Here is a 15,917-nt window from a genome sequence, read left to right as displayed (position 1 = left end):
ATTTTTTAATATGACAACAATCGTTTCGGTACGTCGTGGCAACCAAGTGGTAGTTGGGGGTGATGGCCAAGTTTCACTGGGCAACACCGTTATGAAAGGGACAGCTAAAAAAGTAAATGTCCTTGCTAAACACCAAGTCATCACCGGATTTGCTGGCGGAACGGCCGACGCCATCACCCTTAGAGATTTATTCGAGCAACAGCTCGACAAACATCAAGGCAATATCGTCAATGCGGTTATCTACCTAGCACGTGAATGGCGCAGCGATCGCGTTCTAAGACGACTTGAAGCCTTGATGCTTGTCGCCAATAAAGACCGAACCTTTTTAATTTCAGGCAATGGCGATGTCATTGACCCTGAAGACGGAGTGGTTGCCATTGGCTCAGGTGGTAATTATGCACTAGCCGCCGCACGTGCACTCGTTGAGAACACCGAACTGAGTGCTAGAGAAATCGTCGAGAAAAGTTTGCACATTGCCGGCGATATTTGCGTATTTACAAACCATAACCTAACCATTGAGCAACTCGAATCTGTCAATCAAGGAGAAGCCTGATGTCCGAAATGACCCCCAGAGAAATTGTCCACGAACTCAACCGTCATATTGTCGGTCAAGATCAGGCTAAACGCTCAGTTGCGATTGCTCTGCGTAATCGCTGGCGTCGTATGCAACTGAGTGATGCATTACGCCCAGAAGTCACGCCTAAAAATATTTTAATGATCGGTCCAACGGGTGTCGGTAAAACCGAAATTGCACGTCGATTGGCTAAACTCGCCAATGCGCCCTTCATTAAAGTTGAGGCCACCAAGTTTACAGAAGTCGGCTACGTCGGTCGTGATGTCGAGACTATTATTCGTGATTTGGTCGAAATGTCGGTTAAGATGGTACGCGAACAAGCCATGGTCAAGATGCGCACGCGTGCAGAAGACGCTGCTGAAGACCGCATTCTAGATGCTTTACTGCCACCTGCGCGCAGTACAGGCTACGACGAACCCGCTAAAACAGACACGGCCACACGTCAGATCTTCCGTAAAAAACTACGTGAAGGCCAACTCGACGATAAAGAAATTGAAATCGAAGTGGCGCAACCCAAAGTTGGCGTTGAAATTATGGCGCCTCCAGGCATGGAGGAAATGACCAACCAATTGCAAAGCATGTTCTCTAGCCTTGGCCAGGCGAAAAAACAATCTCGTCGTTTAAAAGTCAAAGACGCATTCAAGCTTTTAATCGATGAAGAAGCAGCCAATCTTGTTAAAGAAGACGATATCAAACAGCAAGCGGTTGATCTGGTTGAGCAAAACGGAATAGTCTTTTTAGATGAAATCGATAAGGTCTGTAAGCGTAGCGACAGCGGTGGCGGCGGTGATGTGTCTCGCGAAGGAGTACAGCGTGACTTGCTTCCACTCATCGAAGGCTCAACCGTCACGACCAAATACGGCATGGTCAAAACCGACCATATCTTATTTATCGCCTCTGGCGCTTTCCATTTAGCGAAACCGTCTGACCTGATTCCTGAACTACAAGGTCGTTTGCCGATCCGCGTTGAGTTGCAAGCCCTCACGCCCGATGACTTTAGGCGTATCCTAACTGAGCCAACGGCATCCCTAACCGAACAGTACAAAGCCTTGCTTGCAACGGAAGGTTTAATCATTGATTTTACCGATGATGGTATCCGTCGCATTGCAGAGCTGGCCTTCCAGGTCAATGAAAAAACTGAGAACATCGGTGCACGCCGTCTGCACACTATGATGGAGCGCTTGCTGGATGAGCTATCCTTCTCGGCATCGGACAAAAACGGTGAACTCATTACCATTGACGAAGCCTTTGTAAATGAGCAGTTGGCTGAACTCAGTGGCAATGAAGATTTAAGTCATTATATCCTCTAAAAAGACCTTTTCTTAGGGCCACCTTCTCGGCCCTAAGATTCAAACCAACGCAAGGGGTTTTTGTATATGCTTCAGATTCCATTACCGACCGATATACGTCTTCATTTGAAGTCCAGGACCCTTGAGTTGATCTACCCAGATGGAAGCTTTGAACTAACCGCAGAGTTTTTAAGGGTGCACTCCCCATCTGCAGAGGTGAGAGGCCATGGTGTCGGTCAAGGCACGTTACAAACAGGTAAAAAATGGGTCGCCATCAAAGAGATTATCCCAAGCGGAAATTATGCCTTGAAAATCGTGTTTGATGATGGGCATGACTCAGGGCTCTATACTTGGGAGTATCTGCATGATTTAACCCATAATGCAGAGACTTACTGGACACTGTACTTAAAAGCCTTGGAAGACGCTGGCGCATCGCGTGATGAAGGTTTGATTGTTAAGACATCACATTGATGCAGGACATTGCGTCTCACTGAGGTTACAATCTATTCTTCATCTTGAACCTTATCCATCAGGCAGATCGAGTACTATGAGCGAATCCAATAAAGACAACACCACCCATTTCGGTTTTTCCGAAGTTCCTGTTGATGAAAAAGTCAAACGTGTTGCTGATGTCTTTCATTCAGTGGCGGGGAAGTATGACCTGATGAATGATTTAATGTCGGGTGGGGTTCATCGTCTTTGGAAACGAATCACTATTGAGCGCAGCGGTGCACGTCCTGGCCATAAGATTCTTGATATCGCAGGCGGTACTGGCGATCTCACCAAAAAGTTTTCTCGAATTGTTGGCCGCGACGGCAAAGTTATTCTGGCCGACATTAATGACTCGATGCTCAAGGTTGGGCGCGACAAGCTGATTGACTCAGGTACAGCAGGCAATGTTGAGTACATTCAGGCCAATGCCGAATGCCTCCCCTTCGCTGACAATACCTTTGATATTATCACCATCGCATTTGGCCTGCGCAATGTTACCGATAAAGATGCGGCCCTCAAGTCGATGCACCGTGTGCTCAAGCCGGGCGGAAAACTTATGGTGTTAGAATTCTCTAAGACCAATAACCCAGTTTTATCAAAACTGTACGACGTTTATTCCTTTAATATATTACCGCAAATGGGCAAACTGATTGCTAATGATGCCGAGAGCTACCGTTATTTAGCAGAGTCCATTCGCATGCATCCGGACCAAGAAACGCTTAAGGAAATGATGGAAATGGCCGGATTAGTAAACTGTCATTATGAAAATATGACCGGTGGTGTCGTCGCACTTCACACAGGCATCAAACCTTAAACGACTCTACGTAAGGAGTATTTTGTATGCAGGCCATGTTAGAGGCAGCACTACTGAGTAGTGCCGAAAGCAGTCTCAATCTATTGTTGAAGCATAATACTCCAGCCTTAAGGCAAGTTAAGTCATTAGCGGGCAAATCGATCCATATCACGCTAACGGCTCCTCACTACTCTTTCTTTGTGCTTATGCATGAGCAAGGGATTGATTTACTGCACCACAGCGAAACGCCTGCTGACTTGACATTAACTGGCTCTGCGGCCGACTTACTGATCATGGCACAATCTGAACAATCGCAAGGAAAACTCTTTGGCCAGGGGATCGATCTTGAAGGTGACCTTAATTTAGCGCAGGCACTTAAAGTGCTGTTGAGGGATTTCTCAATTGATTGGGAAGCTGGGTTAGCCGAACTGCTAGGCGACACCTTGGCCCATCCAGTCGCCGAGGTTTTTGCCGCACAGTCACGCTACCTTAAACAAAGCGCATCCAGTTTTGCGCTCAACACCAAAGAGTTTTTTCAAGAAGAGTCTCGTATATTACCGCCACCCGCTGAAGTCGAAGGCTTTACATGCGAGGTTGAGAGTTTAAGAGACGATGTCGCCCGGCTTGAAGCGCGTATCCAGCGTTTATTGGCTAGAGCCACCTAAATTCGGCTCAAATCTAGCTGGATCTGAGCCGTGGCGTGATTCCAATGTTAAAAAGGTTTAAATAAAACAAAATACAATATCGGGATAAAGATCAATAACGGCAGCTCGTTAAATAATCTGAAATAACGACCGCTTTGATTCAACTCCCCTCTTTGTAGCCTTTTCAAATAAGCAAAGCACCACCCGTGATATCCAATCAAAAATGCGACGAATAACAGTTTAGCGTGTATCCACCCCCCACTGAAACCAAAGCCCAGCCATAACACCACACCAAAAATCAGTGTAAAAACAGCCATAATGCTCATAAATCCAAACAGCTTACGCGCCATAATTGCCAAACGTGCAACATCCTGTCCCGCAGCGCGCCCTTCCACGTAATGAACATAAATACGGGGCAAGTAAAAAATGCCAGCCATCCAACTGGTCATTGCCACGATGTGTAATAGTTTAACCCAAAGATACATCATACCCCTTCCATCCTTATTGCATTAACAAATGCTTATTTTACCTTAAAATAGGTCAAAGACTGCTAAACTCTTATACAAACCTGCAAAACAGTACTTAGGTCGTATTTTTTTTATTCGAACGTCTACTTATGCCATTTACGCAACAGGAGTGTAATGGTTTATATGAAATATAAACCTTCAAGACGAGTACTGAGGTATGAGACGGCGCAGATCAATCGGTGCAATACTCATGCTATATAGCATTTCGGGGTTGGCAACAATCCTAGACACTCAAAATGCACACTTCTCACCAGATGGTTATCGCATCAGCTACTATCGCAGTGCCACACCTCTTGAGGTTGAGGGTGGAGTCACACTCACAACCGAAGAGCTCAGTCTCCAGTTACTAAAACATCCTGAAACGCGGCTCATCGACGTGCAGCCTGTCACTTGGCGAAATGGCATATTTATTTATGACACACCAAGACAAACACTCCCAAACAGCATCTGGCTTCCGAATGTTGGTTGGGGAGAATTGGAGGATCATTGGATCGAGTACTTTGCCAAGCATTTGTTCGAATTAAGCCAAGGCAATCGAAACCATCCAATCGCCCTTTTTTGCACCGCCGACTGTTGGATGTCGTGGAATGCGGTGAAACGCGCACATTCTTGGGGGTATACACAACTATTGTGGTATGCCGAAGGCAGTGACGGATGGCTTGAGGCAGGGTATGCTTTAAAAGACGCTCATCCAGAACCCTTAGCAGTGGACGCACTTTTATACGCTACAGGCGAGGTTCCTTAATATCGCCGAGTAGAGTTGACTGTAAATAACCCTGATAATAATCATAAACAGGTATAATTGTGTATAAAATATTAATAGCCGATGATCACCCATTATTTCGAGATGCCATCTGCGGCGTAATTCAGTCTGCCTTTGAAGGGGCTGAAATCATCGAAACCGAGAATCTCGACAATGCCCTTGAAATCGCAAAGCAAGATGATGAACTGGACTTAGTCCTGTTAGATCTGAATATGCCAGGCATGAATGGACTCAATGGCCTCATTTCAATTCGCAACGAAGCCCCAACGATCCCAGTCGTTATCGTTTCGGCAGAAGATGAAAAACAAGTTGTATTACAGGCCATTACCTGTGGAGCCGTCGGCTTTATCTCCAAGTCATCGCCCCGCGCTCAAATGACAGAAGCATTGCAACAGATTTTGAATGGCAATGTTTACCTCCCCCCCGATATTATCCGACAAAGCAGCGAACAGGACAGTCGTCGCAACCGCCGCCAACTTATGCAAAAAGATGTTCCAACCGAGTTATTGCAGTCACTAACACGACGTCAACTCTTGGTTCTTGAGCGGATGGTGAAAGGCGAATCCAATAAGCAGATTGCGTACAACCTTAATATTGCAGAAACAACGGTGAAGGCCCATGTCTCCGCTATATTATCTAAGCTTGGCGTACACAATCGCGTACAAGCCATCTTAGCGGCAAGTGATATCGATTTTTCCAACTACCTTCGTCGCTAACAAGCACGAGATCTTCCTATTCGGTGGATCTCGTTCTTAGCAAGTGGGTCAGTGTCGCCTTTAACTTCATGGGTTTGACGGGTTTATTCATCAACAAGTACCCAGATTCACGAATTTGCTGCTTCAACTCGTTGGTGTAGTTGGCGGTGATCATTAACACCGGTGGCACCTCCCGACGACGCCCAAGAATTTCATTGACAACATCTGTGCCAACAACGCCATTATCCAGGTGGTAATCGGCGATGAGCAAGTCAACAGGATCACTACCTACACTAACTTTTTCATTCAGCTCATCTAAGCTTTGCGCCGTTAACAGCTCACACCCCCACCCCTCCAATAAGACACTCATTGCATTGCAAATGGCCGCATCGTTATCAATCATCCAGATTTGGGCACCCAATAAATTCTGGTCATATCCTTCTCGTTCACACACCGGAATCAAGCTATGTGGCACCAATTCACCTAAGGGTAGTTGAACACTGAAAATGGACCCAACGCCTTCACGCGAAATGACAGACACAGGATGAGCAAGCATTCGTGATATTTTATCAACAATTGCCAAGCCAAGACCTAAGCCCTTATCTTGCCGATTTTTATTGGCATCAACGCGTTTAAATTCCTCAAAAATTTCAAGGAGTTTATCCGAAGGAATCCCTCTTCCCGTGTCATGCACTTGTAAGAACACATGGCCACCAATACGCCGACACCCCAGTAAAACGCGCCCACCTGGCTCCGTATAGCGCATGGCATTGGTAAGTAAATTCCTTAGAATACGTGCCAAGAGTGTCGCATCCGAGGCCACCACTGACTGACTGCCCACATACCTAAATTCAATGCCCTCGGCGGCGGCAACATGGCGATATTCAGACGCTAAATTGTCCAACAAGTCGCTCAAGCGAAACGATGAAATATCGGGCTTAATGACCCCAGCATCGAGCTTAGAGATATCCACAAGGGTTCCCAATAAGCTTTCGACATCCTCTAACGAATGACTGACAGAGTTAATTAACGAAAAAATTCGCTCCGGTACCTTTTGATCCAGCAGGGCACCTGTAAACAAGCGTGCTGCGTTCAAAGGTTGCAGCAAATCATGGCTAACCGCCGCCAAAAATTTGGTTTTAGATAGGTTCGCTTGTTCCGCTTCTTGCTTGGCTTCTCGTAAACGTGCTTCTATGGTTTTGCGCTCGTTAATTTCTAAACGCAATTGCTGATTTAATTCCGTTAACTCTGAAGTACGCTCTCTAACACGCAACTCGAGGTTTTGATACGCCTGTTTAAGTGCTTCAGACGTGCGTTTTCTGTCCGTAATATCACGAATCAACACGAAGAAGCCAACCGCCACACCCGTTGCATCCAGGTTGGGAACATAGGATTTGAGCATATGACGGTCTTCACCCGCCGCATTTTGCTCCTCAATTTCGAAGGTCACACTTTCGCCAGTTAAGGCACGCTCAACATAGGGTAAGAGTTTAGTGAAGGACGCCTCGCCATGTGCCCGACCAATGCTTTCGCCCAATAATGAACCGCGCGGCCAACCATAAAAATCATCGTAGACCTGATTCGTAAAGCGATAGCACATATCACTGCCAAGATAGGCAATCAACGCTGGCACATGGTCAGTGATTAAGCGTATCCAGCGCTCACTTTCTCGAAGGTTCTCAGCGTATCGGTAATGCTCGGTAATATCCGTATAGGTGTTAACAAAACCACCGGAAGGCATAGGATGCGTTTTAATTTCCAATACACGGCCATCTTTTAAGCGTTGCTCAAGCTCTAACAGCGGTTCAGCATTGTCCTGCTCAGATTGAGGGGTTAACAGCACCACTTCTGACAGTTGCATAAGATCGGAGAACTGAGAGGAGCTGGTCAAGTCTAATGGCGATAATGAGGTGAGCTCTAAAAAGCGCTGATTCCAAACCTCTAAACGCCCTTCATGGTTAACCAGAGCAACGCCTTGAGACAAGTTATCAACGGTTCGCTGCAGGAGCTTGGATTTCTGCTCAAGGGCTTTTTCACGTCTCACGGCTTCACTGGCTTTAAGTTCGGTGATGTCGGTATACAAAATCACCAAACCGCCGTCACCCGTCAGTCGCTCAGAGACCTGAACCCAGCGACCATTGGATAAACGAAAAATCGTGGCGACACTGCCTTCATCACAGTACTCTTCAAGAATCAGCCCTTTTTCACGGGTCAAACGCCTTAAGTCACTGATCGATGTGCCTCGCCCAATTTGAACACCCGTCTGCTCCCAGTACTCACTAAAACGACTGTTAAAGAGAAGAATACGTCGATCTTGATCAAACAACACAAAGGCATCTGAAATACTTTCAATGGCGTCGATCAAACGCTGATGAGCCGTAGCCGCTTCTTGGTTCGCTTGCTTTAGCGCCTGATTGCTGCGCTTTAACTCAGACAAGGCGATCGACAAGGCCTCCGTTCGATCTCGAACCTGTTCGGCTAAGGCGGCTGAGTGTTCAAACGCCGCATAAGGCGCCGCGCTCATGGAGCTGCCTGCTTCGACACGCTCGATTAAGGCCTGATTGATCCGCTTTAACTTTTGATTTTCCTGTTCTAACTGCGCAATCCGTATAGTAGCAGCCGACGCATCCGTTAAATTGTTCATTAACGCGCTCCACCGATCACAACACCTGTAAATGTTTGATTGATATGCACTCCATCAAAGTGCTCACCGTAGGTATTAAAGCCGACAACCTTATGTTTCACCAAAAAGGCTGACGCTTCATCCAAAGCACCTAAATGCTCTGTTTCTAGGCGTCTTAAGAAACAGTCACAACCAATGGTGATAAGCGGCGCTCCTATACGTTGTTCTATGTCTCGAAAACGCCGTTCAAGATCAGGCAAGATCGGCTGAGGTTCCATCGAGGTTAATACAATGCCTTTACCCACTGCGCAATAAAACGTCAGACTCATATCGGCATTCACGCGTTGGATTGACCGAACATAATATTCACTCCCAATCCGAACCGCTAAAGGATTGAGTGCAAACACGTCTGGATTTAATTCCTCTGGCGTTAACCCAACCATTTCCGCATATTCAATCGCCGCTGGGCTCGCATTGAGTTCTAACACGGTCCGTGTCGCAGGGTCGGCTTCCGTTACGATCAATTTCTGGCCACGACTGCGCATGTGATGCGTCGTAAACACTTCAAAGTCCAAGGGCGTATTGATTAGAATCACAACGGCGGCTTCGGTTCTAAAACGTCCATTCACATAGATATGTGTATTGGCTAACTGAATATCGTCACCTGCCGAGCCACCAAAATGAGGAATACTGCCCAAAGCCGAATCCAAGGCGACCAGCACCATTTCTTCTTGACTCGACAGCCCATCCAGAAGGGTCAGGCTGAAGGTATGGCCTTTTGTTGGCGCGATATGCTGACGACGCCCACGCAAAATAAGATCGTCCACTAAATGTTGTGCTTTTTGCAAACCAAAACTTTGAAGATCTTCAATTAAGGCTGTTTCGATTGAAAAATAGTGTCGGTCAAAGCCGATAGCCGTCACGGTTCCTCTTGCATACCCAAAAGGAGTGATTTCGCCCGCCGTTGTACATCCTGCAACCTGAACGCCTTGAAAGACCTGATCTAACGCATCACCTAAAAGAGTAAGATCGTATTCAGCTGAGCAAAAGAAGAGCACAAACCCTAAGTCCGGATGACGTAATTGAGTCGCTAATTCCTGTGCCGCCGCCTGAGCATTGGACGAATCGGACATGGCCGTTTGAATGGGTTGTAACCTAAAGGGCGCGTTCATGTATACAGCTCCCTAGCTGACTCTGACAGTTTTACCTTTAAGATACACGTAAATTTCTGAGCCGTCATAATTCAGCAGATATATTAGTAGATACTGTAATTATATTAGGCAGCTAAATGAATCGTAATTCTACTTGCGGATCAAAAATCGGTACTTTAGTAGTAAAGTGATAAAGGCAACTCACATAATGAAGGGGGAAGTTATGTGTGTTGCCCTTACGCGTTTAGATAAAGCTACCAGCTAAACACCGCACCCACTGCAAAGGTATCCGTGTTGTCTGTTTGAGTGCCTTTGGCCTTATGCACTGTGTACTCACCGACTAGCTTCAAGTTGCTATTTAAACTGTAAAACAGTGCGCCACCGCGAAGGTTATTCTTGGTGCCGTTTTTGTTGTCGGTTAAGCCATACGACAACACGCCCTTGGCTTTGCCGTATTCATAAGAGACTTGTGTTAGGTAACCTGATGTCTTATCAGCTGACGTCAGATTGTCACTGGCAAACGCCGCACTAATGCCTTTCTGGTTAAATCCAGATGCGGTTAAGGCAAGTCCCTCGTAGGAGATTCGTGCGCCGTAGGCAACACCACGTGAACTCACGTCATCGGTCTTGCCTGCCGCTGCACTCAACCAGGTCATTAAGCCCAGACCATTCATGTCCAGCGCATAGGTCAGCTCTGTTTCAAATCGTGGTTTGGAGCTGTTGCGGCCTGACTCATTATTGGGGTCCAGAATACCGGCAGCCAGTTTAAAGCCATTAAAATCAGGGGTGCGGTAAGTAATCTGAGCGTTCGGATTCGCATAAGGATAGCCCGTTGTGATATTGCCAAAGGTCGTCCCGCTCGTACCCTGAGGGGCTAAACCAACCCCCATCAGCAACTCATCATTAAAAATATTGCTGCGTGCATAAAGACCAAAATCTTTACCAAACAAAACTTGACCAAAATCACCATCCACCGTGGCATAGAACTGACGAACATCGATGCCGTTGTCCGTTTTGTTATTGTCACTGTTCACATCATTAATGGTGACCCAGAAAGAAGAGCGTGCGCCTAGTGTCAGCCCATCCAACTCTTTTCCGGCATTAAACCCGATATAGTTCGGCAAAAAACCCATGCGTACACGAGAGGTCTCTTTATCCCCTTGATCTTGATAGGTATAAAAAGCGTTCAAAAAACCATCGGCTGAGAAAGTCGTGCCGTCTTGATCATACAGCGTAATACCAGCATTGGCATGGCCAACACAAACCGCTGAAATTAAGGTGGGAAGTAACGCTTTAAGTATGTTCTTATTTTTCATAAAAGCCCTCGATAGCTGGATAAATCACTCGTCTAGAATTCAACGCTGTGTGATTATCAAGGGCTTTTAACTTAGGTAACATTCAACCCAAGTCGTTAATTCCATTGCCTTTTGCTTATTCAGCTTAAGTGTTAATCCGTCTCATCAGTAAGCGTTACGACCCAATCTTTAGTACTATATTGCCTAGGCAATCCGAATCACCTGATCACACACCTTTTCAACCAGAATCGGGTCATGGCTGACCAGCACCAACGCGCATCCTTCTTCACGTGCTACCTCAACCAGTAATTCCATGATTCGTTGAGCACTGATCAAGTCCAAGCGTGAGGTGGGCTCATCTGCAAAGAGCAACACAGGCTTTAACAGTAAGATGCGCAGTAAAGCGATGCGCTGCAACTCGCCTCCAGAGACTTCGAGAGCGGTTCTAGACAACAATCCTTCGGACAACTTTAAACGTGTCATCAGACGTGGAATCTGGGCCGCATCTAAACCATGTAAATCAATCACTTCTTGCAATAAACGCCCCAGCGGAATATGAGGTGAAAATGCAGCGGGCGGGTCTTGATAAAGCTTCAGTAATTGATGGCGTTTGTATGTCTCTGCGTAGCGAATACGACCTTGATCGGGTTGCAAATGGCCCAGTAAAAGATCGCCTAACGAGCTTTTACCCGTGCCACTGTCTCCGGCAATGCCAAGGATTTCTCCGGCATGAAGTTGAAAGGAAAGATCACTAAACAAACGATTTCCACCTCGACTCAATGCCACTTTATCCAGCGTCACAATTGGCTCTGCGCTGGATTGAGTTCGTGCCGATACTTTGTTCCAGCTGCTGGGCTCAGCGGCGAGTAACTGCCGTGTATAGTCCGCTTGCGGATGGGCCAAAATCGTGGCGGCATCGCCCTGCTCAACCACCTGCCCTTGGCACATAACAATCAGCTCACCACCGAGTTGACGTGCGACATCAACATCGTGAGTGATGGTGAGCAAACTGCCGTTGACGAGCCGCGATTGCAACAAGGCCACGATCTGATCACGACGCGAATAATCTAAACCCTTGGTCGGCTCATCCGCAAGAATGAGATCGCCACCGGCCGCCGTGGCGGCTAAAAATGCCAAGCGCTGTGCCATCCCACCCGACAACTGACTGGGAATTTTATCCTTCGCAGGTGCAAGCCCCATCTCAGCCAGTGCTTGACCTGCCTTGTCTTGGGCTTGCTCCTCTTCTAAGCCTCCCACCAGTTCAAAGACCTCTGCCACTTGTTGCTGACTTTTCATCACAGGATCTAACGCATGCCAAGGCTCTTGCGGCAGCATGGCCAAGGCTCGCCCCCAAAGTGCTTGGCGCTTTGCTTTCGGCAAGGTTAACAAGGGTTGTCCTTCATACAGAATTTCACCTTGCAACGACATTTCTTCCGGCAAAAGCCCCATGATCGCTTGTGCCAATAAACTTTTCCCAGACCCCGTTTGCCCTAAAATCGTGAGCGGAGTGCCTTGCATTAAACGCAGAGAAAGTGACTCAACCAAACACTGTTGACCAACAAAGATCGAAAGCTCATTTACTTCTATACTGGGCGTCATTTCGCTTTTCCTGCCAACAAGTTAAACCCAAGCACCAACATAAAAATCGCAACAAGGGGCTGCATAAGAATCCAAGGCGCTTCATCGAAGTAAGGGAGGAGCTCAACCACCATCAAGCCCAACTCAGCCACAGGCGGCTGTAAACCAACATAAATAAAACCGAGGGATGCCAAGGCAAGAATCGAATTGGCCGCCCCAAACGCGGCAAGGGTTAGAACAGAAGATTGCAAGCTTGGCCAAATGTGGCGTTTGAACAGATAAAAACGCCCAAAGCCCAGCTGGCGCGAGGCTTCCATTTGTGGGCTGCTCACTGCGACTTGGGTAAGCGCTCTCACCACTCGGTAGTATTCGAGCCATAGCACCAACGAAATGGCAAAATACAGCATCAAAAAGGACCCTGGCAGGATCGCAGCCAAAAGCAGCACCAGAATCAACCCGGGCAATGCCATCAAAATATTCACAACCCAGTTTAATACTCTATCAATCCAACCGCCGTACCAGCCCGCCATCACCCCCAGAAAAGAGCCGAGCAACACCGATGTCAGCACACAAAAGAAGCTCAGCAAAAAGGACAAACGTATCGCAGAACCCATACGAGCCATCATACTGCGCCCAAACTGATCCGTGCCCAACCATTCTTGAACGTTTGGCATCATCAAATAATTGGCAAGATTTTGTTTCGCATAATGACCTGAATGCAACCAAGCTTCTAATAGGGCAAATATCAATAGGCTTAAAATCATTGCAGCCCCGACCCATTGAGAGGGACGCAAACGAAGAGTGACAAGGCTCATTGTAAACGCCCTCTTGGATCCAATTGATAACAGGCAATATCAATCACCGTATTTAAACAAACAAAGATTAATCCCATCATTAACGCAGTACCTTGAATCATCGGTACATCGCGCGAAAAAATAGCATGTGCCAAGCCATGCCCAATACCAGGCCAAGAAAACAAAGACTCGACCATGACAATTCCTTCAATCAGCCCCACCAACTGAATCCCCATAAACGCAACTACAGGGACAGACAGGTTACGCAAACCATGCCGAGCAAAGGTTTGAGAGGCTGATAAACCTTTTACCCGAGCGAAGGTATAAAAAGAGGAATGAATAACACGATGCGTACTGTCGCGGATCACACGACTGGAAACAGACGCTAAAACCAAGGCCAACGCCAGAGCCGGCAAGACAATGTGAGCGGGGGTTCCAAAGCCAGCAACTGGAAAAATTCGCCAATTAACCGCAAAGAGCAAGATTAACAACAAGCCTATGACAAACACAGGTTGTGCACGTAATAAAGCGGATATGATCAGTAAACATCGATCAAACAGCCCCCCTACCCTCATGCCAGATAATACTCCTAGAGGGAAAGCGATGATCGCTGAGAGTAGAATCGCGACGAAAGCAAGGCCTAACGAATGTCCAAGCTGATGCTGCACTTCATGTATCACTGGGGCGCCACTGATCAGAGAAGTTCCGAAATTCAACTGCACCAAATCCCATAGCCAATTCAAATAGGCCAACCAAGGCGATACATCTAAATTAAGCTCTTGCCGAACCAACTCGGCCGCCTCCGCTGTCACATTGTCCTGACCATAGCGGCCCGCCGCAATACGATACGCCATATCGCCCGGTAGCGTTCGCATAAAAATAAAGGTTAGGGTACCCACACCCCAAGCCACCATAACCGCCTGCATTAGACGGTTGAGGAGAATTGACTTCATTACTTAGAAAGCTCCATCTCATTCAAGTAATAATTACGCTCAAAGGGATCAAAGCGAAAGTGTTTAACTCGCGTATTCACCGCTGTCTGCTGAGTGTAAAACGTCACAGGGATCAGAGGTAACTCCTGAGCCAAGACTTCGGCAACGCGTTGCGACTTCTGAAAATACGCATCGGCATCCTGTTCAACTTTTAACTCAGAAATCAACTCAACCACTTCAGGATGCTGCCAATTCATCGCCCCCCAATCACCGCCACCGAGCTGACCAAAATCTGCAATCATCACGCCCAAAGGGTCAGCAATAAACCCGTAGTTACGCGCTATCAATGCCATTTCTAAACTGCCATCTTGATGGCCGGAAGGGATCGCACTGGAATTAGTGACCTCAACGTTCACTTCTACGCCCAGCTCAGCTAACTGCGCCTGAATAGCGGTTGCCACTGTAGTCAACTCAGGACGATCGGCATAGGTAATGAGCTTAAGACTAAAGCGCTCTCCCTCGCGAACCAACACGCCATCCGCACCTGCCTGCCAACCTAACTCGGCCAATAATGCTTTTGCCCTCTGTAAGTCGCGTACCGCTGGCGGTAAGTCTTGGCGATGCCAAGCGGCAAGTGATGAGGGCACCAGCTGATTGGCCTCTGAGCCAGGGACACGTAAAATCGCATTGGCGATGCCTGTTCGATCTAAGGCTAAACTTAATGCCTGACGAGCATCTATATGATCAAGAAACGGATGGCCGTTGTTCAGTTTAATCAGAATACTGCGAGGAATAAGATCAGAGTGTAGGTTTAAATAACGCTCGCGCTTTAAGCTATTCATACTCGCAGGGTCTAGTGTGAGTGTGATATCGGCTTGGCCACTGCGCGCTTGTAAGGTGCGGCTTTCACCGCGATGCCCCGTCAAATACTCCGCATACTCAATCGACGCCGCCTGCCCCCAATAGCCATCAAAGCGCTTCACAAGTAGTTTATGTGGAGGTTGGATGGTTTCAATTTGATAAGGGCCCGTTGCATGCAATTGATCAACCTGCCCCTCAGGGTTATACGTCTTGGGTGATATGATCACCGTGGAGTAATGTGCCAATACGGCCGGAAGCAGGGTGTAAGGCTGCTCCAAGGTTATCTGCAGCGTTTGATCCGATAGCACCGCTAAGGATGCGATTGGAACCTGCGCTAAAGGTCCATGCTTATTCAGCGCCTGCTCAATACTGTTTAACACGGCATGTGCATCTAGCAAATGTCCATCGTGAAACGCCACTCCCTCACGCAGCGCAAATTGCCAAATCAAACCGGTATCGTCCACCTGCCAAGCCTCGGCGAGTCCTGGCAATAAGCGTCCATCCGGCGCGACATCCACTAGGGTTTCTGCGACTTGCATTCTTGTAAATAAGTAACCCTGTTGTGAAGGATCTTGGCTGGTAAATTCAAATGGACCACCGATCGATAGGGTGTTCGCTTTCGTTGGACCTTGTGCGAAGGTTTGTGTCGATACGCAAACCACTCCAGACAAGAGCAACGCAAGACAGCTTTTCAAAAAAAAGCGTTGAGTTTTCATGCAGCTTTCCTTATTTAAAGAAACAAGAATCATTAATAATTGGTATGATATAACATTAACAATGTTTGAGTCGATGCGTGTTATCCCGCAGTCGCAAAAAATTAACCGCAAGTCGCATTAAATGAATACTGATCGGCAGTGTTATTCCTTATAAAGAAGAGGATAATGCTTTTATTTTTGAAGAGAGGTT

Annotated in this window: 15 protein-coding genes; 7 read left to right on the top strand and 8 right to left on the bottom strand. The window is 47.2% G+C overall.

From position 1 onward, the window contains the following. The first annotated feature begins 10 nt into the window (after positions 1-10). The 5 genes from hslV (at position 11) to DN062_RS08580 (ending at position 3,813) form a co-directional block, all read left to right on the top strand. A complete protein-coding gene (gene hslV / locus DN062_RS08600; RefSeq protein ID WP_112159037.1) occupies positions 11-553 on the top strand; it encodes an ATP-dependent protease subunit HslV in 543 nt (180 codons plus the stop codon). Continuing rightward, positions 553-1,884 (top strand): ATP-dependent protease ATPase subunit HslU, encoded by a 1,332-nt coding sequence (gene hslU / locus DN062_RS08595; protein ID WP_112158922.1) that lies wholly within the window; start codon positions 553-555, stop codon positions 1,882-1,884. Before hslV ends, hslU begins: the two co-directional genes overlap by 1 nt. 66 nt (positions 1,885-1,950) lie before the next feature. Next, positions 1,951-2,334 carry a gamma-butyrobetaine hydroxylase family protein gene (locus tag DN062_RS08590; RefSeq protein WP_112158921.1) on the top strand — a complete coding sequence of 128 codons (384 nt, stop codon included), beginning with the start codon at positions 1,951-1,953 and terminating at the stop codon, positions 2,332-2,334. 76 nt (positions 2,335-2,410) lie between these two features. Then, positions 2,411-3,169 carry a bifunctional demethylmenaquinone methyltransferase/2-methoxy-6-polyprenyl-1,4-benzoquinol methylase UbiE gene (ubiE, locus tag DN062_RS08585; protein WP_112158920.1) on the top strand — a complete coding sequence of 253 codons (759 nt, stop codon included), beginning with the start codon at positions 2,411-2,413 and terminating at the stop codon, positions 3,167-3,169. A gap of 26 nt (positions 3,170-3,195) precedes the next feature. Next, a complete protein-coding gene (locus DN062_RS08580) occupies positions 3,196-3,813 on the top strand; it encodes a ubiquinone biosynthesis accessory factor UbiJ (RefSeq protein WP_112158919.1) in 618 nt (205 codons plus the stop codon). Positions 3,814-3,860: 47 nt separating this feature from the next. Here the strand turns inward: DN062_RS08580 and DN062_RS08575 are convergent, their stop codons facing one another. Continuing rightward, positions 3,861-4,280, bottom strand: a complete 420-nt coding sequence (locus DN062_RS08575; protein ID WP_112158918.1) for a CopD family protein — start codon at positions 4,278-4,280, stop codon at positions 3,861-3,863. Between the two features lie 229 nt (positions 4,281-4,509). Here DN062_RS08575 and DN062_RS08570 point away from each other — a divergent pair, with 229 nt between their 5' ends. Beyond that, positions 4,510-5,064, top strand: coding sequence for a rhodanese-like domain-containing protein (locus DN062_RS08570; RefSeq protein WP_162301279.1), 555 nt, complete (start codon positions 4,510-4,512; stop codon positions 5,062-5,064). A gap of 59 nt (positions 5,065-5,123) precedes the next feature. Beyond that, the gene (locus DN062_RS08565; protein ID WP_112158916.1) at positions 5,124-5,798 is read left to right on the top strand and encodes a response regulator; all 675 of its coding nucleotides are present in this window, start codon (positions 5,124-5,126) and stop codon (positions 5,796-5,798) included. 16 nt (positions 5,799-5,814) lie between these two features. Here the strand turns inward: DN062_RS08565 and DN062_RS08560 are convergent, their stop codons facing one another. The 7 genes from DN062_RS08560 to DN062_RS08530 form a co-directional block, all read right to left on the bottom strand. Continuing rightward, a complete protein-coding gene (locus tag DN062_RS08560; protein ID WP_112158915.1) occupies positions 5,815-8,421 on the bottom strand; it encodes a hybrid sensor histidine kinase/response regulator in 2,607 nt (868 codons plus the stop codon). Further along, positions 8,421-9,572 carry a nitric oxide-sensing protein NosP gene (gene nosP / locus DN062_RS08555; RefSeq protein WP_112158914.1) on the bottom strand — a complete coding sequence of 384 codons (1,152 nt, stop codon included), beginning with the start codon at positions 9,570-9,572 and terminating at the stop codon, positions 8,421-8,423. Before nosP ends, DN062_RS08560 begins: the two co-directional genes overlap by 1 nt. 233 nt (positions 9,573-9,805) lie before the next feature. Beyond that, positions 9,806-10,867: a porin gene (locus DN062_RS08550; RefSeq protein WP_112158913.1), complete on the bottom strand. Its 1,062-nt coding sequence runs from the start codon at positions 10,865-10,867 to the stop codon at positions 9,806-9,808. Between the two features lie 183 nt (positions 10,868-11,050). After that, positions 11,051-12,445 (bottom strand): ABC transporter ATP-binding protein, encoded by a 1,395-nt coding sequence (locus DN062_RS08545; protein WP_112158912.1) that lies wholly within the window; start codon positions 12,443-12,445, stop codon positions 11,051-11,053. After that, positions 12,442-13,239, bottom strand: coding sequence for an ABC transporter permease (locus DN062_RS08540; RefSeq protein WP_112158911.1), 798 nt, complete (start codon positions 13,237-13,239; stop codon positions 12,442-12,444). Before DN062_RS08540 ends, DN062_RS08545 begins: the two co-directional genes overlap by 4 nt. Continuing rightward, on the bottom strand, positions 13,236-14,171 hold the full coding sequence (locus tag DN062_RS08535) for an ABC transporter permease (protein ID WP_112158910.1): 936 nt from the start codon (positions 14,169-14,171) through the stop codon (positions 13,236-13,238). Before DN062_RS08535 ends, DN062_RS08540 begins: the two co-directional genes overlap by 4 nt. Continuing rightward, entirely contained in the window at positions 14,171-15,727 is a 1,557-nt protein-coding gene (locus tag DN062_RS08530) for an ABC transporter substrate-binding protein (RefSeq protein ID WP_112158909.1), read from the bottom strand. The genes DN062_RS08535 and DN062_RS08530 overlap by 1 nt, the downstream gene beginning before the upstream one ends. Between the last annotated feature and the right edge of the window lie 190 nt (positions 15,728-15,917).

Source organism: Nitrincola tibetensis, from assembly GCF_003284585.1.
Classification (GTDB): Bacteria; Pseudomonadota; Gammaproteobacteria; order Pseudomonadales; family Balneatricaceae; genus Nitrincola; species Nitrincola tibetensis.
This window is presented reverse-complemented; position numbering and strand designations above follow the sequence as displayed.